The 19,066-nt window shown below is 59.2% G+C and carries 21 protein-coding genes and 1 tRNA gene; 15 read left to right on the top strand and 7 right to left on the bottom strand.

The features are described from left to right. Positions 1 to 59: 59 nt before the first annotated feature. Both AB7M25_RS23180 and ygfZ read right to left on the bottom strand, forming a co-directional pair. Positions 60 to 881: an HDOD domain-containing protein gene (locus AB7M25_RS23180; protein ID WP_429386495.1), complete on the bottom strand. Its 822-nt coding sequence runs from the start codon at positions 879 to 881 to the stop codon at positions 60 to 62. Between the two features lie 35 nt (positions 882 to 916). After that, the gene (gene ygfZ, locus AB7M25_RS23175; RefSeq protein WP_454238032.1) at positions 917 to 1,858 is read right to left on the bottom strand and encodes a CAF17-like 4Fe-4S cluster assembly/insertion protein YgfZ; all 942 of its coding nucleotides are present in this window, start codon (positions 1,856 to 1,858) and stop codon (positions 917 to 919) included. A 149-nt stretch (positions 1,859 to 2,007) separates the two neighbouring features. On the opposite strand from ygfZ, the gene AB7M25_RS23170 reads away from it, so the two are divergent. Next, on the top strand, positions 2,008 to 2,262 hold the full coding sequence (locus tag AB7M25_RS23170; protein ID WP_007979797.1) for an FAD assembly factor SdhE: 255 nt from the start codon (positions 2,008 to 2,010) through the stop codon (positions 2,260 to 2,262). Beyond that, a complete protein-coding gene (locus AB7M25_RS23165; RefSeq protein ID WP_429386491.1) occupies positions 2,246 to 2,698 on the top strand; it encodes a protein YgfX in 453 nt (150 codons plus the stop codon). The genes AB7M25_RS23170 and AB7M25_RS23165 overlap by 17 nt, the downstream gene beginning before the upstream one ends. Here the strand turns inward: AB7M25_RS23165 and nadB are convergent. Then, positions 2,667 to 4,283, bottom strand: a complete 1,617-nt coding sequence (gene nadB, locus AB7M25_RS23160) for an L-aspartate oxidase (protein WP_429517006.1) — start codon at positions 4,281 to 4,283, stop codon at positions 2,667 to 2,669. The genes AB7M25_RS23165 and nadB overlap by 32 nt on opposite strands. Positions 4,284 to 4,835: 552 nt before the next feature. On the opposite strand from nadB, the gene rpoE reads away from it, so the two are divergent. The 4 genes from rpoE (at position 4,836) to AB7M25_RS23140 (ending at position 8,607) form a co-directional block, all read left to right on the top strand. Continuing rightward, a complete protein-coding gene (gene rpoE, locus AB7M25_RS23155; RefSeq protein WP_003172477.1) occupies positions 4,836 to 5,417 on the top strand; it encodes an RNA polymerase sigma factor RpoE in 582 nt (193 codons plus the stop codon). Positions 5,418 to 5,448: 31 nt separating this feature from the next. Beyond that, entirely contained in the window at positions 5,449 to 6,036 is a 588-nt protein-coding gene (locus tag AB7M25_RS23150) for a sigma-E factor negative regulatory protein (protein ID WP_104450530.1), read from the top strand. Positions 6,037 to 6,044: 8 nt separating this feature from the next. After that, complete coding sequence (locus AB7M25_RS23145) at positions 6,045 to 7,004, top strand: MucB/RseB C-terminal domain-containing protein (RefSeq protein ID WP_429517008.1); 960 nt, start codon at positions 6,045 to 6,047, stop codon at positions 7,002 to 7,004. A 178-nt stretch (positions 7,005 to 7,182) separates the two neighbouring features. After that, positions 7,183 to 8,607 carry a DegQ family serine endoprotease gene (locus AB7M25_RS23140; RefSeq protein ID WP_095966283.1) on the top strand — a complete coding sequence of 475 codons (1,425 nt, stop codon included), beginning with the start codon at positions 7,183 to 7,185 and terminating at the stop codon, positions 8,605 to 8,607. A gap of 77 nt (positions 8,608 to 8,684) precedes the next feature. Here the strand turns inward: AB7M25_RS23140 and AB7M25_RS23135 are convergent, their stop codons facing one another. Continuing rightward, entirely contained in the window at positions 8,685 to 10,118 is a 1,434-nt protein-coding gene (locus tag AB7M25_RS23135; protein WP_429386484.1) for a M48 family metalloprotease, read from the bottom strand. 98 nt (positions 10,119 to 10,216) lie between these two features. Here AB7M25_RS23135 and AB7M25_RS23130 point away from each other — a divergent pair, with 98 nt between their 5' ends. Both AB7M25_RS23130 and AB7M25_RS23125 read left to right on the top strand, forming a co-directional pair. Further along, the gene (locus AB7M25_RS23130; protein ID WP_007979782.1) at positions 10,217 to 10,456 is read left to right on the top strand and encodes a sulfurtransferase TusA family protein; all 240 of its coding nucleotides are present in this window, start codon (positions 10,217 to 10,219) and stop codon (positions 10,454 to 10,456) included. A 31-nt stretch (positions 10,457 to 10,487) separates the two neighbouring features. Then, the gene (locus AB7M25_RS23125; RefSeq protein WP_429517010.1) at positions 10,488 to 11,558 is read left to right on the top strand and encodes an AI-2E family transporter; all 1,071 of its coding nucleotides are present in this window, start codon (positions 10,488 to 10,490) and stop codon (positions 11,556 to 11,558) included. Positions 11,559 to 11,688: 130 nt separating this feature from the next. Here the strand turns inward: AB7M25_RS23125 and AB7M25_RS23120 are convergent, their stop codons facing one another. Together AB7M25_RS23120 and AB7M25_RS23115 are read right to left on the bottom strand one after the other, a co-directional pair. Beyond that, positions 11,689 to 12,162: a peroxiredoxin gene (locus AB7M25_RS23120; RefSeq protein ID WP_429517012.1), complete on the bottom strand. Its 474-nt coding sequence runs from the start codon at positions 12,160 to 12,162 to the stop codon at positions 11,689 to 11,691. A 10-nt stretch (positions 12,163 to 12,172) separates the two neighbouring features. Beyond that, the gene (locus AB7M25_RS23115; RefSeq protein ID WP_007979776.1) at positions 12,173 to 12,733 is read right to left on the bottom strand and encodes a glycine cleavage system protein R; all 561 of its coding nucleotides are present in this window, start codon (positions 12,731 to 12,733) and stop codon (positions 12,173 to 12,175) included. A gap of 329 nt (positions 12,734 to 13,062) precedes the next feature. Here AB7M25_RS23115 and dapA point away from each other — a divergent pair, with 329 nt between their 5' ends. From dapA to AB7M25_RS23090, 5 genes are all read left to right on the top strand, one after another. After that, positions 13,063 to 13,941 (top strand): 4-hydroxy-tetrahydrodipicolinate synthase, encoded by an 879-nt coding sequence (dapA, locus tag AB7M25_RS23110; protein WP_007979774.1) that lies wholly within the window; start codon positions 13,063 to 13,065, stop codon positions 13,939 to 13,941. A 17-nt stretch (positions 13,942 to 13,958) separates the two neighbouring features. Next, positions 13,959 to 15,074 carry an outer membrane protein assembly factor BamC gene (bamC, locus tag AB7M25_RS23105; protein ID WP_429386476.1) on the top strand — a complete coding sequence of 372 codons (1,116 nt, stop codon included), beginning with the start codon at positions 13,959 to 13,961 and terminating at the stop codon, positions 15,072 to 15,074. A gap of 4 nt (positions 15,075 to 15,078) precedes the next feature. After that, on the top strand, positions 15,079 to 15,837 hold the full coding sequence (locus AB7M25_RS23100; protein ID WP_116580246.1) for an MBL fold metallo-hydrolase: 759 nt from the start codon (positions 15,079 to 15,081) through the stop codon (positions 15,835 to 15,837). A 28-nt stretch (positions 15,838 to 15,865) separates the two neighbouring features. Then, positions 15,866 to 16,579 carry a phosphoribosylaminoimidazolesuccinocarboxamide synthase gene (gene purC / locus AB7M25_RS23095; protein ID WP_007944067.1) on the top strand — a complete coding sequence of 238 codons (714 nt, stop codon included), beginning with the start codon at positions 15,866 to 15,868 and terminating at the stop codon, positions 16,577 to 16,579. Between the two features lie 83 nt (positions 16,580 to 16,662). Next, positions 16,663 to 16,752, top strand: a tRNA-Ser gene (locus AB7M25_RS23090). 173 nt (positions 16,753 to 16,925) lie between these two features. Here the strand turns inward: AB7M25_RS23090 and AB7M25_RS23085 are convergent. Further along, entirely contained in the window at positions 16,926 to 17,399 is a 474-nt protein-coding gene (locus AB7M25_RS23085; RefSeq protein ID WP_454238031.1) for an allene oxide cyclase barrel-like domain-containing protein, read from the bottom strand. 323 nt (positions 17,400 to 17,722) lie between these two features. On the opposite strand from AB7M25_RS23085, the gene AB7M25_RS23080 reads away from it, so the two are divergent. Together AB7M25_RS23080 and AB7M25_RS23075 are read left to right on the top strand one after the other, a co-directional pair. Beyond that, on the top strand, positions 17,723 to 18,649 hold the full coding sequence (locus tag AB7M25_RS23080) for a LysR family transcriptional regulator (RefSeq protein WP_429386470.1): 927 nt from the start codon (positions 17,723 to 17,725) through the stop codon (positions 18,647 to 18,649). A gap of 51 nt (positions 18,650 to 18,700) precedes the next feature. After that, complete coding sequence (locus AB7M25_RS23075; protein WP_454238030.1) at positions 18,701 to 19,066, top strand: 5-carboxymethyl-2-hydroxymuconate Delta-isomerase; 366 nt, start codon at positions 18,701 to 18,703, stop codon at positions 19,064 to 19,066.

Genomic DNA, 19,066 nt, shown 5'->3' with positions numbered 1-19,066 from the left:
TCGCCGCAGATCAAATGTGGGAGCGGGCTTGCTCGCGAAGAGGTCGACGCGGTCCTTGATCAGTAAAACATCGACCGTGTTTCTTCCAGGTCGGCGCACATCGCCTCGTCGTCGATGTCGATGCCCAGTGCATTGAAGGCCGGCACGCTCAACGGGTCAATACGAGCGAACGGATGGTCGGTGTCCTTGTGGCAATACAGGCTGGCCACCTGCACCAGATCCACATAGTCGACCTGCGCCGACTGGCGTTTGAAATTCAGGTAAAGCTGCGGCACCTGCACCAGCATGTCGGGAAAGTCCCAGACCTTGAGCAGTTTTTCGCCGATCAGCGGATGAATCTGGTCGATCACATGGTTGAGGCTGACCGGGTCGGACAGCAGTTCATAGTGATCTTCGGCGTAGGTCAGGATCGGCAGTACGCCGATCTGGTGCACCAGCCCGCCAAGGGCGGCCTGGTCGGGCTTGAGCCGGGTGTAACTGCGGCACAGGGCATAGCTGACGCCGGCGATTTCCAGGCTTTTGCGCCAGACTTCGCGCATTTTCTGTTCCACCACGTCGGAGCGGGCGTGAAAAATCTGCTCCATGACCAGGCCGATCGCCAGATTGCAGCTGTAGTTGATGCCCAGGCGAGTGATCGCGGTGTGCAGGTCGGTCACTTCCTGGGTCGCGCGCAACAGCGGGCTGTTGACCACTTTGATCAGGCGCGCCGACAGCGCGGTATCACGGCCGATCACTTTGCTCAGGGTACTGACGCTGACTTCCGGGTTTTCCGCGGCCTTGCGAATTTGCAGGGCCACTTCCGGTAACGTTGGCAGAACCAGGTCATCGTTATTGATGGCCTCAACCAAATCCTGTTGGACCTTTTCCGCCAGCTCGCTCATTGAGTCTCTCTAGGTGTTGCGCCAAGTGCTGCCGGTTATTGCTGGATTTCGCGATCGCGGTCCAGTTCATAAGGCAGGTCGAGCAGCTGCAAGGACGGCCCTTCGAGCGCCCCCAGGTGGATGTCTCCACTGTCTGCTGCTTCGGCTTGCAACACCGCCAGGAGCTCAATGCCTTGCTCGGCGCGGGCAGCCAGCACCACTTCGCCGATAGAGCTGCCATGGGTCGGGGAGAACAGCGCCATACCCGGTTCCGGCAGCTCGCCGGCAGCCAGTTGAAGGCGATACAGGCGACGCTTGAGCTTGCCCAGGTACTGCATGCGCGCGACGATTTCCTGGCCGGTGTAGCAACCTTTCTTGAAACTCACGCCACCGACCGCTTGCAGGTTGAGCATCTGCGGGATGAACAACTCGCGGGTGCCGGGCATGACCTGGCCGATCCCGGCACGGACCTGGCCCAGCAACCATTGATTCAGGTCACCTTCGCTCAGCACCGCCGACAGCTTGCCTTTGACCGCATCGGCAAGACTTGCGGCGACCCACAACTCGGCGCGTTGCGGCGAAACACGGATGGCGATCAGCCCGTCGTTGCGCACGACGCTGTCGGTTTCTGCCGGCAGGTCCAGACCGAGGCTGGCCAGTGCGGCGTCGCTATGGTCAATGCCGAAGCGGACCCAGGCGGCACTTTCGTCGGTCAGTTTCGATTTGGAAAACACCGCGTATTTTTTCAGGTCCGCCAATTGCGGTTCGAGCAATTCGCTGGCCATGGCCAGGACCACGCCGTCACCCTCGAGCAGGATGCGAAAGCTCGATTGCATCCGGCCTTTCTGTGTGCAGCGCGCACCGAGGCTGGCCCGGGAATCGCTCAGGTAGTTGAGATTGCAGGTCAGTTGGCCTTGCAGGAATTTGCTGGCGTCCGCGCCGCGGACCGCGAGAACACCTTCATGAGAAAGCGTGCAGAAAAAAGCAGAATCGGCCATGGGTCATCGCAGGGTAAAAAGTCTGGTGGACATCATAAGGGGCTGCCTTCGAAATGGGTAGTTCACAAAGGATCACCGGTGCCCGACCAAAGCCGACTGTTCGACCGGGCGCGGGCCTGTATACTTGCGGCCTATTTGAGGAGCGCTCCATGGTCGAAGATGTTGAACTGAACCGCCTCTTTTGGCACAGCCGCCGTGGCATGCTTGAGCTTGACGTGTTGCTGGTGCCGTTCACGAAAGAGGTTTACGCAACGCTCAACGAAGTGGATCGCGCGTTATACGTCCGACTGCTGACGTGTGAGGATCAGGACATGTTCGGCTGGTTCATGGAACGCAGCGAATCGGAAGATCCCGAGCTGCAACGCATGGTTCGCATGATCCTGGACCGTGTCCAGCCCAAGTAACGGGTTCGAATGCCGCTGGCATGCCTCGCGGCAGTTGCTGGCGGCGTATCTCCTGGCCCAGCTGTTCGCGTTGGGTTCGTTGTTTTTACTGTCAATTCCGGTCTGGGCCAGTTTGCTCGGTGTTTTTGGCTGTCTGCTGCATGGCTTTTGGGTGCTGCCGCGTCAGATTTTGCAGACGCACCCGCAGGCATTTTGCGGCTTGCGGCGCGATGCCGATGGCTGGCAGTTGTGGAGTCGGGCCAAGGGTTGGCAGCCCGTGCAATTGAGGCCGGACAGCCTGGCGCTGCCGTTGGTGGTGGTCTTGCGTTTCCGTCTGCGGGGCGAGCGCAGGGTCAGGGCCATTTGCGTGCCCCGGGATGCGCAGGCGGCGGATGTGCACCGACGCCTGCGGGTCCGGCTCAAATTCAGCCGACGTAGGTGGGCGGCACCAGAATAGTGTCCAGCGCGACCGGCAACAGGTCCGGGTAGTCGAGGGTGTAATGCAGGCCACGGCTTTCCTTGCGCTCCATGGCTGACAGAATCATCAGCTCGGCCACCTGGGCCAGGTTGCGCAGCTCGATCAAATCCCGGCTGACCTTGTAGTTGCTGTAGAACTCGTCGATTTCATCCAGCAACAGTTGCACGCGGTGTTGTGCCCGTTGCAGGCGTTTGTTGGTGCGCACGATGCCAACGTAGTCCCACATGAACCGCCGCAGCTCATCCCAGTTGTGCGCAATGATCACGTCCTCATCGGAATCGGTGACCTGGCTCGCATCCCAGGCGGGAAGGGGGGCGGGCATCGGAACCTGGGGCAACTGTTCGAGTATGTCCGTGGCTGCCGAGCGGGCATAGACGAAACATTCAAGCAGCGAGTTGCTGGCCATGCGGTTGGCGCCGTGCAGGCCGGTGAAGCTGGTTTCGCCAATGGCGTACAGCCCCGGCACGTCGGTGCGGCCCTGTTGATCGACCATCACGCCACCGCAGGTGTAGTGCGCCGCCGGGACCACCGGAATCGGCTGTCTGGTGATGTCGATGGAAAATTCCAGGCAGCGTTCGTACACCGTCGGGAAGTGCGTCTTGATGAAGGCTTCGGGCTTGTGGCTGATGTCCAGATAGACGCAGTCGATACCCAGGCGTTTCATTTCATGGTCGATGGCGCGGGCGACGATGTCCCGTGGCGCCAGCTCTGCCCGTGGGTCGAAGCGCTGCATGAAGCGCTCGCCGTTGGGCAGCTTGAGGTGGGCACCCTCGCCGCGCAGGGCTTCGGTGATCAGGAAGCTCTTGGCTTGCGGGTGATACAGGCAGGTGGGGTGAAACTGGTTGAATTCCAGGTTCGCCACCCGGCAGCCCGAGCGCCAGGCCATGGCGATGCCATCACCGCAGGCACCGTCAGGGTTACTGGTGTACAGGTAAACCTTGGCCGCTCCCCCGGAGGCGAGGATCACAAAGCGGGCGCCATAGGTATCGACTTCGCCGGTGCCGCGATTGAGCACATAAGCACCGAGGCAGCGGTCGCCTTCGAGTCCCAGGCGTTTCTCGGTGATCAGGTCTACCGCAACCCGCTGTTCCAGCAGTTCGATGTTCGGCCGTTTCCTGGCCTGTTCGAGCAGGGTTGTGAAAATGGCAGCGCCCGTGGCATCGGCGGCGTGGATGATGCGCCGATGGCTGTGACCGCCTTCGCGGGTCAGGTGGAATTCGAACCCGCCATCTTCAGTGCTCGACTGTTCATCGCGGGTAAAGGGCACGCCCTGGTCGATCAGCCATTGAATCGCTTCCTTGCTGTGCTCGACAGTAAAGCGCACCGCGTCTTCATGGCACAGGCCGCCGCCGGCATTGAGGGTGTCATCGACATGGGATTCAACGGTATCGGTGTCGTCCAGCACGGCGGCAACGCCACCCTGGGCCCAGAACGTCGAGCCATTGGCGAGGTTGCCTTTGCTCAATACGGCAATGCGCAAATGACCGGGCAAGGTCAGCGCAAGGCTCAAGCCGGCAGCACCGCTGCCAATTACCAGAACATCGTGTTGAAACTGTTGGCTCATTTCAGGATTCCGCTCAAAGCGACCCGGGTCGGGGGTGGCGCAGCTGGACTGGCGAGTCAAGTCAGCCGCACAGCCCACTAGTATATAGAGGGGGGGGACGGCACAATACCCGAGCCAGCATGGCATTGTGAAACTACTGTGACGCAAAATGTCGGGCGCTTCGTCGGATGTTTTTCTGCCCGTTGCGCGCGAGAATGACTGTATCGCCGATTTAACAGTCTTTTTCGCTTCAGGGTTGCACAATGTCGGTTCGGCGCAGCTATAAATATTTGGAACTTTTGCCAAAGTGCCAAGATCAATAGACCGTTGCCTGAAACAAGGGACAGCGTCGGATTCAGTACAGGATTGCAGTTCGATCCCTGGCGAAGAATCCGATGACAAGATTATTCGCGCAGCCGGGCCCACTCGCGCTGCGCTTTTCGTGCGTGCCAAATCAGAGCCCGCAGGAAACTTGCCTGGAGGGGGAGAACTTTTGCGAAAAGCCCGAGTCTATGTTTGCAAGTCTGGTGGTTTACTTCTGCAAGCCTCCTCCGAGCTCATCGAGGAGTGTTCATGCTAACCCAGGAAGAGGATCAGCAACTGGTCGAACGCGTTCAGCGCGGCGACAAGCGTGCTTTCGATCTGCTAGTGCTGAAATACCAGCACAAAATTCTCGGGTTGATCGTGCGTTTTGTGCACGACACCCATGAAGCCCAGGATGTGGCACAAGAAGCCTTTATCAAGGCATACCGTGCACTTGGAAATTTTCGCGGAGACAGCGCGTTTTATACGTGGCTTTACCGCATCGCCATCAACACGGCGAAAAACTATCTGGTTTCACGCGGCCGCCGGCCGCCGGATAGCGATGTCAGTTCCGAAGATGCAGAGTTCTACGATGGCGATCATGGCCTCAAGGATCTCGAGTCGCCAGAACGGGCTTTGCTGCGGGATGAGATCGAAGGCACCGTCCATCGAACCATTCAGCAACTGCCGGAAGATTTGCGTACGGCTTTAACTTTACGTGAGTTTGATGGTCTGAGTTACGAGGACATTGCGAGCGTCATGCAATGTCCGGTAGGCACCGTGCGCTCCCGGATTTTCCGCGCCCGGGAGGCCATCGACAAAGCCCTGCAGCCGTTGTTGCAGGAAAACTAAAGACAGCGGCGACAGCCAAGAGAGGAACGCCATGAGTCGTGAAGCCCTGCAGGAATCGCTGTCCGCAGTGATGGATAACGAAGCGGACGAATTGGAATTGCGTCGGGTATTGAATGCCTGTGACGATGTTGAAACCCGTGACACCTGGGCTCGTTATCAGATCGCTCGGGCAGTGATGCACAAGGATCTGCTGCTTCCACGCCTGGACATTGCCGCGGCTGTTTCTGCTGCTCTGGCTGACGAAGCCTCACCGGCAAAAGCGTCCCGCGGTCCATGGCGCAGCCTGGGTCGTCTGGCGGTCGCAGCTTCGGTGACCCTGGCCGTACTGGCCGGCGTGCGTCTGTACAACCAAGATGAGATCGCCGGTGCCGAACTGGCCCAGCAATCCGCCCAACCCGCACTGGCCGTTCCTCAAGTAAAAGGCCCTGCTGTTCTGGCAGGCTACAATGAGAGTTCGGAAGCTACAGGCCCAATGGCCAATGGCGTTTTGCAAGGTCAGCCAGGCTGGCACGATCAGCGTCTGCCAGGCTACTTGCGCCAACATGCACAACAGGCTGCACTGAAAGGTACTGAGAGCGCTCTGCCTTACGCTCGTGCAGCAAGTCTGGAAAACCGTTAAGGAGGATCATGCGCGCCATACCTCTACTTTCGCTTCTGCTCAGCGGCTGGTTCATCGTTCCAGCCCAAGCCGATGATGCCCAGGACTGGTTGACTCGCCTGGGCCAGGCAGAGCAGCAGCAAAGCTTTCAGGGTACTTTCGTCTACGAGCGTAACGGTAGTTTTTCTACCCATAACATCTGGCACCTGGTCCAGGATGGAAAGGTCCGCGAGCGATTGATCCAGCTCGACGGCTCCGCTCAGGAAGTCGTTCGCATTGATGGGCATACTCAATGCGTCAGCGGCACACTGATAGCAGGGCTGGGGGATTCCCCCAACTCCGCTGCCCGTGCACTCGATCCCCAAAAGCTCAAGAATTGGTATGACCTCGCCGTCATCGGCAAGTCGCGTGTCGCCGGGCGTTCGGCGGTGATCGTATCGCTGAAACCCCGCGATCAGCACCGCTATGGTTTTGAACTGCATCTGGACAAGGAAACCGGCCTGCCTCTGAAGTCTTTGTTATTGGACGACAAGGGGCGGTTGCTGGAGCGCTTCCAGTTCACGCAACTGGATACGGCCGACGTTCCTTCCGAAAAGGATCTGCAGGCCAGCAATGATTGCAGGCCGGTCAACCTTGACAGTGACAAGGCTTCTGCCGTCAAGGCTGCCCAGGTCTGGCGTTCCGACTGGTTGCCACCGGGCTTCGAGCTGACCAGCAGCACCGCTCGCAAGGATCCGCAGACCAAGACCCAGGTCAATAGCCTGATGTACGACGATGGCCTGGCGCGTTTTTCAGTGTTCCTCGAACCGTTGAATGGCGCAACCGTCACCGACACCCGTACTCAGTTGGGGCCGACCGTTGCGGTTTCCCGGCGCTTGAGCACGGCACAGGGCGACATGATGGTGACCGTCGTCGGCGAGATACCGGTCGGTACTGCTGAGCGGATAGCGCTTTCGATGCGTACCGACGCCACTGCAACCAAGCAGTGAGCTGAATTCGAAATGTTTCGTGAGCATTTCAATTTGCAAAAAACCCTTAAATTTCTTATAGGTCAGAGCCCCTCGGCTCTGGCCTTGTTTGTTGTTCCCGGAACAAAAATACCGGCGTATTGTTCCCGGTGTTCCTTGCTCCATATCGCTTAACCCTGCTCGTCGTAACGGGAGCCGTATGTCGATACCACGCTTGAAGTCCTACCTTTCCATTATTGCCACCGTGCTGGTGCTCGGTCAGGCGGTCACCGCCCAAGCGGTCGAATTGCCTGACTTTACGCAACTGGTCGAACAGGCCTCGCCCGCGGTCGTGAACATCAGTACCACGCAAAAGCTGCCGGATCGCAAAGTCAGTCAGCAAATGCCCGACCTCGAAGGCCTGCCGCCAATGCTGCGCGAGTTCTTCGAGCGGGGCATGCCGCCGCAATCGCGTTCTCCTCGCGACCGTCAGCGCGAGGCAACGTCCCTGGGCTCTGGTTTTATCATCTCGTCTGACGGCTATATCCTGACCAATAACCACGTGATCGCCGACGCAGACGAAATCCTCGTCCGTCTGGCCGATCGCAGCGAAATGAAGGCCAAGCTGGTCGGTACCGACCCACGTTCCGACGTGGCGCTGCTGAAAATCGAAGGCAAGGATCTGCCGGTGCTCAAGCTCGGTAAATCCCAGGACCTGAAGGCCGGCCAGTGGGTGGTTGCTATCGGCTCACCATTCGGCTTTGACCACACGGTGACTCAAGGCATCGTCAGCGCCGTCGGTCGCAGTCTGCCAAATGAAAACTATGTGCCGTTCATTCAGACCGACGTGCCGATCAACCCGGGTAACTCGGGCGGCCCGCTGTTCAACCTGAACGGTGAAGTGGTCGGGATCAACTCGCAGATCTATACCCGCTCCGGTGGCTTCATGGGCGTGTCGTTTGCAATCCCGATCGACGTGGCCATGGATGTGTCCAATCAGCTGAAATCCGGTGGCAAGGTCAGCCGTGGCTGGCTGGGCGTGGTGATTCAGGAAGTGAGCAAGGACCTCGCCGAGTCGTTCGGCCTGGAGAAACCGGCAGGTGCGCTGGTGGCCCAGATCCAGGATGATGGCCCGGCTGCCAAGGGTGGCCTGCAAGTGGGCGACGTGATCCTGAGCATGAACGGTCAACCAATCGTCATGTCGGCTGACCTGCCGCACCTCGTTGGCGCATTGAAGGCTGGCGCCAAGGCCGATCTGGAAGTGATTCGTGACGGCAAGCGCAAAAATGTCGAGCTGACCGTCGGTGCCATTCCGGATGAAGACAAGGAAATGGGCGCCGAGCCAAAATCCAGCATCGAACGCAGCAGCAATCGCCTGGGTGTTTCCGTGGTCGAACTGACTGACGACCAGAAGAAAACCTACGACCTCAAGGGTGGTGTGGTGATCAAGGAAGTGCAGGACGGTCCTGCCGCCATGATCGGCTTGCAGCCGGGTGATGTGATCACCCACTTGAACAACCAGGCCATCGGTTCCGCCAAGGAGTTCGCGGACATCGCCAAGGCGCTGCCAAAGAACCGCTCGGTGTCGATGCGGGTACTGCGTCAAGGTCGTGCGAGCTTCATCACCTTCAAACTGGCTGAATAACCCGGTTGATGGCTGAATAAAAAACCGCCTCGAAAGAGGCGGTTTTTTTATGTCCGGACTTATTGTCTGCGATGGCGTCAGCCCATCATGTCCTTGATCATGCGCTCTTGTTCCATCAGCTCGCGTTGCCGTGCGTCGATCCGCGAAGACAGCGGGAAGTTGCTGCCGGCCTTGCGTTTGGCGAAATCCAGTTGCTGAATGGCCTGTTTGTAGTCCCCGACCAAGGCAAAATATTCGGCGCGCGCCTGATGCAGGCCGATGATGTTGCCCGACAGGCCACGCGTCTCGGCAACCTGATACCACACGTCCGGATCATCCGGCCGTGACTTGAGCAGGCCTTCGAGGGCTTTTTCCGCATCCGCAGTACGGTTTTGCTTGAGCAGCAGGTCGACGCGCACCTGGTTCAGCGGGTAGTTGCCAGGGTACTGGGTCATCAAGCGGTCAACCCGGGACTGGGCATCCGGCAAGCGATTGTTGGTGATGTCCAGGTCGACCTGAGCCAGGTTGTAAATGATTTCGTTGGGTGCCTTGGCCAGCAACTGCTTGAGGTTTTCCCGGGCTTCATTCAGTTGGCCGCCCTTGATCTGGGCGATCGCCAGGCCGTAGCGCGCCACGTCGTTTTTCGGGTTCTCGTCGAGTTGGGCGCGGAAGCGCTTGGCGCCGAGCCCTGGGCTTTCCTCGTAGATCAGCTGTACGCGTGCGCGGATCAGTTGGTAGCGCATGCTGTCTTCAATACCGCCCGTTGGAAACTGTTCGGCGCGGTTGCGGGTGTCGGCAATACGCGATTCGGTGACCGGGTGAGTCAGCAGGAATTCCGGTGGTTTGGCATCGTAGCGGTACTGACGCCCCAGGCGCTCGAACATGGTCGGCATCGAGCGGGGATCGTAACCGGCCTTTTCCAGATTGAGGAGGCCGATACGGTCGGCTTCCTGTTCGTTCTGGCGGGAGAATCGTCGCTGTTCCTGAATGGCCGCCGCCTGTGTGCCGGCAATGGCTGCAATCCCCGCGTCACCGCCACCTGCGGCTGCTACCACGATACCCGCCAGCAATGCCGCCATCATCGGCACTTGCATGCGTTTTTGCGCTTCGATACCCCGGGCAAAGTGGCGCTGCGACAAGTGAGCCAGTTCGTGCGCCAGTACCGAGGCATATTCGCCTTCGGTCTGGGCGTTGAGGAACAAGCCACCGTTGACCCCGACGATCCCGCCCGGCGCCGCAAAGGCGTTGAGCTGCGGGCTGTTGATCAGGATGAACTCAAGGCGCCGGTCAGTAACCTGACTGGTCTCCACCAGACGGTAAACGCTGGATTCCACGTAATCCTTGAGTTGCGGATCGTTGAGCTGTGAGACCTGGCTGCGCAACATGGCCAGCCAGGCGCGACCGAGCTGGTATTCCTGTTGTGGCGAGACAATGGCAGAACTGGCGTCGCCGAGTGACGGCAGGTCGTCGGCGAAGCCCGGTGAGGCGAGCAGGCAAGCGAGCGTCAGCAGGGTAGGGCGCAAAAATGTCATGCACAAAGCCTTAGTCGACAAAGACCTTACTGTAGCCGGACACCGACGTTGCGACCAGATATTCTAGGCAACTCAACCACCTGAACCGGAGTGATGCAATGACCGATGCTGTAGAGCATGACGTTGAACTGGATGCCAGCGGCCTGAATTGCCCGTTGCCATTGCTCAAGGCCAAGATGGAGCTCAACCGGCTGGCCAGTGGCGCGGTACTCAAGGTCATCGCCACCGATGCGGGTTCGCAGCGTGACTTTCGCACCTTTGCCCGATTGGCTGGTCATACCCTGCTTCGTGAAGAGGATGAGGCGGGTGTTTACCGCTACTGGTTGAAAAAAGCCTGAAGTCTGCTGCGTTTGCTCCTAAGGAATATTGATGTTCAAAGTGTTACGCGACTGGATTCAGCGCTATTTTTCCGATGAAGAAGCGGTGGTGCTGGCTGTCCTGCTGTTTCTGGCGTTCACCGCCGTATTGACCCTGGGCGGCATGCTGGCGCCGGTGCTCGCCGGGATGGTGTTGGCGTACCTGATGCAGGGACTGGTGGTGACGCTTGAACGCCTGCGTGTGCCGGGCGGGGCCGCGGTGGGGCTGGTCTTTGCGTTGTTCATGGGGCTGTTGCTGGTGTTTATCGTGGTGGTCGTGCCGTTGCTGTGGCATCAACTGATCACCTTGTTCAACGAGTTGCCCGGCATGCTCGCCAAGTGGCAGTCACTGTTGCTGCTGCTGCCCGAGCGCTATCCGCACCTGGTGTCTGATGAGCAAGTACTGCAGGCCATTGAAGTGGCGCGCGGCGAAATCGGCAAGTTTGGTCAGTGGGCACTGACGTTCTCGCTGTCGAGCCTGCCCTTGCTGGTGAACATCATGATCTACCTGGTGCTGGTGCCGATCCTGGTGTTTTTCTTCCTCAAGGACCGGGCCATGATCGGCCAGTGGGTGCGCGGTTACCTGCCCCGTGAGCGGGCGCTGATCACCCGGGTCGCCCATGAGATGAACCGGCAGATCGCCAACTACATTCGCGGCAAGGTCATCGAGATCTTCATCTGTGGTGGCGTGACCTACATCGCCTTTGTCGTTCTTGAACTCAACTACGCGGCGTTGCTGGCACTTCTGGTGGGGATTTCGGTGGTGGTGCCTTATGTCGGCGCCGTGGTGGTGACTGTGCCCGTGTTTCTGATTGCGCTGTTCCAGTGGGGCTGGAGCGATCAGTTCATCTACCTGATGGCGGTCTACGGAATCATTCAGACACTCGATGGCAACGTGCTGGTGCCCTTGCTGTTCTCGGAGGCGGTCAACCTGCACCCGGTGGCGATCATCTGCGCAGTGCTGCTGTTTGGCGGGTTGTGGGGCTTCTGGGGGGTGTTCTTTGCGATTCCCCTGGCGACGCTGTTCAAGGCTGTGCTGGATGCCTGGCCGCGCAAGGAGCCTGTGGTGGCGCCGTTGCTTTAATTCTTCGGTGAGGCTGATGGCCTCTTCGCGGGCAAGCCCGCTCCCACAGTTGACCGAGTTGTTCAGGCGAACAAGGTCCAATGTGGGAGCGGGCTTGCTCGCGAAAGCGCCCTCACAGGCGCTGATAAAATCAGGCCTTGTTCAGTGCCTGAGCCGCAGCCAAAACCGCTTCCACATGCCCCGGCACCTTCACACCACGCCATTCCTGACGCAGCACGCCATCCTTGTCGATCAGGAACGTGCTGCGATCCACGCCCATGTATTCCTTGCCATACAGCTTTTTCAGCTTGATCACGTCGAACAGCTGGCAGATGGCTTCGTCCTTGTCGCTGATCAGCTCAAAGGGGAATTCCTGTTTGCACTTGAAGTTCTCGTGGGATTTCAGGCTGTCGCGAGACACACCGAACACTTCGGTATTGGCGGCCTTGAACGCAGCATGCTGGTCACGAAAGCCCTGGCCCTCGGTGGTGCAGCCCGGCGTGCTGTCCTTCGGATAGAAGTAGATCACCACCTGCTTGCCCTTCAGGCCTGCAAGGCTGACGGTCTGCCCGCTGGTGGCGGGGGCTTCGAAATCGGCAACCGGTTGGTCGATGGCAACGGCCATGAAAGCTTCCTTACATTGGGTTCTGTGGGCGCCAGGGTTCGATCAGGGCATCGAGGTTCAGTGCGTCGGCGAAATCCAGGAACTGATCGCGCAACCAGCTGATCTGCACACCGGCCGGCAAGGTGACGGTGAACGTGGCGTTGAGCATGGTGCCGCCGGTCTGCGGAGCCTGATAGGTGTCGCAGGTCAGGTTCTCCAGCTCGACATTGTGGTCCATGAAGAACTGGCACAGCTCGTTGATGATGTCCGAGCGGTAGGCCGAGCTGACATAAGCGACGTACGGCAGGGCCTGTGGGCGGTTTTCCAGGGCGGCGCTGCGCACCACGTTGACCGTGAACGCATGACGCTTGGCCAGCACTGGCAGGCTGCCTTCCAGGCGCGCCAGGGCATCCCAGCTACCGGAGATTTCCAGCACCAGGGCACTGCATTCGCCATGACGGGTCAGGCGAGAGGTGACAACGGCGCAGCGGTTTTCATGGCTGGCGCGGCACAGGACGTTGGTCAGCTCCATGGGGTTGGCGCCGAGGGCACTGATAACAAGGAATTGTTCGCGAACTGTGGGGGTGGACATGCAGCATTCCTAAAGCGATGAGCGGTCGGTACGTCTAAGGGCTGATTGGTCGGGAGCGAGCCTGCGGATGCGAACTCAGAAAGTCCCCAGTGACAGGTTGCGAACAGGCTCCGCCGGAGCGGGAGCGAGACGTGGCAACGCTGGATCAGGACTTGTGATGCCGAAAATGGAGGCTGAAACCCGACGGACGAGCTTGTCTGTAACGATCAAAGTCTGAAGGGTAGCGAAAACCGGCGCCAAGGGGAATGGCGGCAGCACAGTACTTCGCTTGTGCAAGCAACTTGGCGCCAGTACCATTACGGCTCTCTTTTTCCGGCAGGAGCGGTTTCATGATTGCGGGCAGTATGGTGGCACTGGTCACTCCCATGGATGCACAGGGGCGTCTTGACTGGGACAGCCTCAGCAAACTCGTGGACTTCCACCTTGAAAACGGCACCCATGCCATTGTCGCCGTCGGTACCACCGGCGAATCGGCAACCCTTGATGTCGATGAACATATCGCCGTCATCAAAGCGGTAGTCAAGCAGGTCAATGGTCGCATTCCGGTGATTGCCGGTACCGGCGCCAATTCGACCCGCGAAGCCGTCGAGTTGACCCGCAATGCCAAGGAAGCCGGCGCCGATGCCTGCCTGCTGGTCGTGCCGTACTACAACAAGCCGACCCAGGAAGGCCTGTACCTGCACTTCAAGCACATCGCCGAAGCGGTCGACATCCCGCAGATTCTCTATAACGTGCCAGGCCGCACCTCCTGCGACATGCAGGCCGAGACCGTGATCCGCCTGTCGACCGTGCCGAACATCATCGGTATCAAGGAAGCGACCGGCGACCTCAAGCGCGCCAAGGCCATCCTCGATGGCGTCAGCAAGGACTTCATCGTGCTGTCCGGCGATGATCCGACCGCGGTCGAGCTGATCCTGATGGGCGGCAAGGGCAACATCTCCGTCACCGCCAACGTCGCGCCCCGTGAAATGGCCGACCTGTGCGAGGCCGCCCTCAAGGGTGATGCCGAGACTGCACGGGCAATCAACGAAAAACTGATGCCGCTGCACAAGGACCTGTTCATCGAAGCCAACCCGATTCCGGTGAAGTGGGCTTTGGTCGAAATGGGCCTGATGCACGAAGGCATTCGCCTGCCGCTGACCTGGCTGAGCGCACCTTGTCACGAAACGCTCCGCACGGCCCTGCGCCAGTGCAGCGTCCTGGTTTAATTGAGGAAGTACAACGCATGAAGCGAATGGCCGGACTTTCCGCACTTGCCTTGATTATCTCCAGCACCAGTGGCTGCGGATGGATCTGGGGCCCGGAAGGTTATTTCCGTGACCGTGGTAGCGATTACCTGGAAGCGCAACAGACTGCACCGATGCAAATTCCGCCGGATATCCATACCGCCAAGCGTCTGGATCCGCTGTTGCCGATCCCGCGCAACGTGGCCGATGACACCGCCACGGGCGAATACGTCGTTCCTCGTCCCCAGCCGCTGACGGCGGCTGCCGATGCCAGTCCCTATTCGCTGCAGAAGAGCGGCGGCACCAGCTCGATCCTGGCGCAGAACCCACCTGCCGAAATCTGGCCTGTGGCCGTTCAGTTCTTCCAGGACAACGGTTTCCGTCTGGATGAACAGCGCCCGCAAACCGGCGAATTCACCACGACCTGGCAGCATTCCGATGAACTGTCTGCGGCCATGGCCAAGCGCCTGAGTGCGGCCGGTGTCAGCACCGACAGCGAAACCCGCGTGCGGGTGCGCATCGAGCCGGGCGTGCAGCGCAACACCAGTGAAGTCTACGTGGTCAGCGCCGAGCGTCCTGCCGGCAGCACCGCCGACGTCGAGTTCACCAACCGTTCGGTCAACACTGGCCTGGACGCGGCACTGGTCGACGACATGCTCGCGAGCATGAGCCGTATCTCGGAGAAGGGCGGTTCGGTCTCCATGCTGGCTTCGCGTGATTTCGACGCGCCCAGCCGTGTCAGCCTGAGTGAAGACGGTAGCGGCAACCCTGTACTGAACGTCGGTACCGACCTTGACCGTGCCTGGTCGAGCGTAGGTCGGGCGCTGGAGCAAGGCGAATGGCGCGTTGAAGACATCAACCGCAGCCTGGGCCTGTACTACATCAACCTGGCCGAAAAAGCCGAGAGCAAAGACGACAAGCCAGGCTTCTTCAGCAGCCTGTTCGGCAGTGCGCCGAGCAAGGAAGAGCGTGAAGCCCGTGCCGAGCGTTATCAGGTTCGCCTGAGCAAGGTTGGCGAGAACGTCCAGGTCACCGTCGAGAAGAACATCAACACCGTGGCGCCGGCAGATGTGGCGCGTAAAGTGTTGAGCAAGATTCAAGACAACCTGGGCTGATCCTATGCGTTTTGCCGTTCTCGGCAGCGGCAGTCAAGGGAACGGCACGCTGATAGCCAGCGCTGATACGTACGTGCTGGTGGATTGTGGTTTTTCCCTGCGGGAAACCGAAAAACGCCTGCTGCGACTGGGTGTGAACCCTGCGCAGCTGAGTGCGATACTCGTGACCCACGAACATGCCGACCACGTGCATGGCGTGGGTTTGCTGTCTCGGCGCTACAATCTGCCTGTCTACCTCAGTCGCGGGACCTTGCGCGGGATGCGCAAACCGATTGAACCCGCAGGCTTTCTGGCCGGCGGCGAGCAGTTGCAAATCGGCGACTTGAGCATCGGTGTCATTGCCGTGGCCCACGATGCACAGGAACCGACGCAGTATGTCTTCAGTGACGGTTTACGGCGTTTTGGCCTGTTGACCGACCTGGGCTCCTATTGCGACAAGGTGCTGGACGGTTACCGGGACCTCGATGCATTGATGATCGAGTCCAACCATTGCAGGGACATGCTGGCTCGCGGTCATTACCCGTACTTTCTCAAGCAGCGGGTGGGCGGTGAACTGGGACATTTGAACAACCATCAGGCGGCATTCCTGGTGGCCGAGCTGGGCTGGAAGGACCTGCAACACCTGGTCCTGGCCCATCTGAGCAGCAAGAACAACCTGCCGCAGCTGGCCCGGCAATGTTTTGTCGACACCCTTGGGTGCGACCCGGACTGGCTGCAACTGGCCGATCAAGATTCAGGGCTCGACTGGCGTCACATCGCCTAGCCCATCTACTTAGCAAGCGGAGCCCATCATGGAAAAACGTGAAGAACTCTACCGCGGCAAAGCCAAGTCGGTTTACAAGACCGATGACGCTAACCGTTTGATCCTGCTGTTTCGCAACGACACTTCGGCGTTCGACGGCAAGCGTATCGAACAGCTCGACCGCAAGGGCATGGTGAACAACAAGTTCAACGCCTTCATCATGCAGAAGCTCGAAGCGGCCGGCGTGCCGACCCAGTTCGACAAACTGCTGGGCGACAACGAATGCCTGGTGAAGAAGCTGGACATGATCCCGGTCGAGTGCGTCGTGCGTAACTACGCCGCTGGCAGCCTGGTCAAGCGCCTGGGTGTCGAAGAGGGCATGAAACTCAACCCTTACACCTTCGAACTGTTCCTGAAGGATGACGCCAAGGGCGACCCGTTCATCAACGAATCCCACGTTGTGGCTTTCGGTTGGGGCACCGCCGAGCAACTGGTTCGCATGAAAGAGCTGTCGCTCAAGGTCAACGAAGTCCTGAGCAAACTGTTCGACGACGCCGGCCTGCTGCTGGTCGACTTCAAACTGGAATTCGGCGTGTTCCACGATGGTTCCATCGTGCTGGGCGACGAATTCAGCCCGGACGGCTGCCGTCTGTGGGACAAGGCTACCGGCAAGAAAATGGACAAGGACCGCTTCCGTCAGGGCCTCGGTGACGTCATCGAAGCCTACGAAGAAGTCGCCAACCGTCTGGGCGTACCGCTTTAACCGACGCAAGCATCTGAAAGCACAGAAATATTTCGCTTAGGGGGTTCGCTTCCGGCGAAAGTGTTGTTATGATGCGCGCCGTTGGAGAGATGCCAGAGTGGCCGAATGGGACGGATTCGAAATCCGTTGTACCTTCACCGGTACCTAGGGTTCGAATCCCTATCTCTCCGCCATTATTGAATACGACTAAGCCCCTGTAATCGTCAGAGATTACGGGGGCTTTTTCGTTTTCGGCCTGTCGGCCAGGGTATCAACCCTGGCCATGTAAAGTCGCCGGAGCGCGACAATCCGGTTTACCCATCTCGGACGAACGGCTGCTCAGCGATCTGGAGGCATGCACAGCCACTTATCGGGCGCTACGCGAGAGATGCAGGATTTGGGTGAAGGTGCCATCGGCATTGGGCTCCGTACTCATTTCACCGCTGAACCCGGCATATTCCCCCGTAGCGCCAATTACCGCGACAATCGACTGGCCTGATTCATGCTCCTGTCCGGCCACGACGATGCTACCGGCGGTTTTGCCAGTTGCGTCGCTGAACAGAAGGGTCCATTGGCACTGGCTATGCTTTTCGGGGAGGGTATTGACGCAGTAACCGCTATTGCTGCCGATATCTTGTCGTTGCTCGTTCATCAGCGGCTGATCGAACACAAACAAGTCACCCTGCGATGGGCCGGGCGGACCAATGTCAATCGGGGTCTTGATGCCGCGGGTGCCGTCGGCATAGGTGATCAGGGTGAGTGTCTCTGGTTCATGGGCGTGCGCAATGACTGGCATGCTTATCAATATCAGGCCTAACGCGCGAAGGGTAAAGACGTTCATGTTTTTCGGCTCGGGTTTTGAAATAGTGAGCAGCCAAGAGTAACGGGCGGACTTGGGCGCGGCGACCCCTGCAATGTGAGTGCATATGACGGCGGCGTAGCTGATTCAGTGGAACCCCGACGATCAGACCCCGATCAAGGAAATCTGAATTGCAGCGGTGAAGCTGCTCGTTCGAGGCCACTTTCTTTCGAGCTGGAAACGGTCTGCATTCCTGCTCAATCCATTAAGTGTGAACCTCATCAGGCTGTTGAACTTGAGTTGGATAGACGGCAGTTGCCCCGGCTACCTAAACTGTCAGCAGATTTGGGGAATGGGGGCACTGGATGAATCGCAACGAACTTCGCAAGGCGGACATCAACCTGATGGTCGTGTTCGAAACACTGATGCTGGAGCGCAATGTCACTCGGGTGGCGGAGAAGCTGTTTCTCGGTCAGCCGACCATCAGCTCGGCGCTCAACCGCTTGCGTGCGATGTTCAATGATCCGCTGTTCATACGCGTTGGCCATCGCATGGAGCCGACGGCTCGGGCAGAGGAGATCATCAGGCACCTGTCGCCGGCGCTGGATTCCTTGTCCGTGGCCTTGAGCCTGACCCATGATTTTGACCCGGCCAGCAGCACGATGACGTTCCGCATCGGGTTGTCCGACGATGTCGAGTTCGGCCTGTTGCCGCCGTTGCTGCGAACGCTGCGGCAGGAAGCGCCAAACGTGGTGTTTGTGGTGCAGCATGTCGATTACTGGCGGATTCCCGACTTGCTGGCGTCCGGCGATATCACGGTGGGTATCAGCCAGACCCGTGGCTTGCCGGCCAATGCCAAGCGCAAGTTGCTGCGGCACATCCAGCCCAGCATTTTACGCGCCGATGCCTCCGACACTCCGCTGACGCTCGATGAATATTGCGCGCGACCGCACGTGCTGGTGTCCCATACCGCCAACGTCAGTGGCTACGCCGACGAGTGGCTGGCGGAAATCGGCCGCACGCGCCAGGTGGTGCTCTCGGTACCGCAATACAGCTCGTTGCCGGCACTGCTCGCCGGGACGGACCTGATCGCCAGCCTGCCGGACTACACCGCCGAGGCGATGGCTGCTTCGGGAATGCTGTTCAAGGAGCCCTTTCCGTTCAAGACACCGACCCTGGACTTGTCCATGGTCTGGCTCAGTCATGTCGATACCGACCCTGCCGAGCGCTGGTTACGTTCGCGCCTGGAGGCGTTCATGAGTGAGCGTGCCGTTTTGCCGCTGCCCGAATGACCAGGGCATGTTATACGTACGAGCTTTCCATCCCCTTCCAGGAGCCAACTCATGCCTCACCTGCACATGGAATACACCGCCAACCTGACTGACCTGAATGCCGATGTGGCGTTGATGCGGTTGAACAATACGCTGGTGGGTTCCGGTCAGTTTGCTGCCGAATTCGACATCAAGAGCCGCGCGGTCAGGGTCGAGACGTTCAAGGTTGGTACCGCTCTGGGTGAACGGGCATTCGTGCATGTGAAACTGGCACTGTTGAGTGGGCGTTCCGCACAGATCAAGAAACAACTCTCCGAAAGCCTGCTGGCGGTGGTTCAGGAGCTGTGTGAGTGGCCGAGCGGCGTTGAAGTCCAGTTGTGTGTGGAAATTCTCGACATCGATCGCGATTCCTACAGCAAGACCGCCATCAGCCACTGA

The organism is Pseudomonas sp. AP3_22 TE3818 (assembly GCF_053628995.1).
Note: the sequence above shows the minus strand (reverse complement) of the source record. Positions and strands in the feature narration are given on the sequence as shown.